Source organism: Vibrio sp. 704, from assembly GCF_033339295.1.
In genome coordinates this window covers 1-565 of the sequence record NZ_JAWOUH010000814.1, presented here as the reverse complement: position 1 = coordinate 565, position 565 = coordinate 1, and the positions used below count along the sequence as shown (strand labels likewise).

The 565-nt window shown below is 48.1% G+C and carries 1 protein-coding gene; it reads right to left on the bottom strand.

Translation table 11 applies throughout. The features are described from left to right. Positions 1-565 (bottom strand): GGDEF domain-containing protein (locus R7R24_RS29285; protein ID WP_318120532.1); only part of this gene is annotated, 565 nt, incomplete at both ends.

Genomic DNA, 565 nt, shown 5'->3' with positions numbered 1-565 from the left:
CAATCCCTAGTGAGATCTTCATCACCACGCTTTCACCTTCAACCATAAATGGTGCTGCGAACAGTTGTTGTAGGCGACGTTCTGTTAAACGGATGTCTTCGTCTTTATCCATATCTGGCATAAACAGAGCGAACTCATCGCCACCAATTCGGGCCAGCATGGTGTTGTCTGGGAATTGTTGCTTCAGCCTTTCTGCGATGCTAACCAACAGCTGATCACCATTGTGGTGTCCCACGCTGTCGTTGATATCTCTAAATTTGTTGATCCCCAATAAGAACAAACTACCGTGACACAAATTGGGTTTGTTTTCGCAGATTTCGATTAATCCTTGGCGGCTGTAGAGTCGAGTTAATGAGTCATACACTAGCTGATCGCGCAGCGCCTTAAATGAGGCTTTGAGGTTGCTGGCCATTTCATTAAAGGCTTTTGCGAGCACGGTCGTTTCGTACACACGGCCAGGTTGGGGCATTGAGCTATCCCAATCGCCATTTGCTAGGTGTTGAGCCGCATCGGCAGTGGCGTTGATTGGTCGAGTCACACGTTCGAAGATGACCCAACTAAAGCC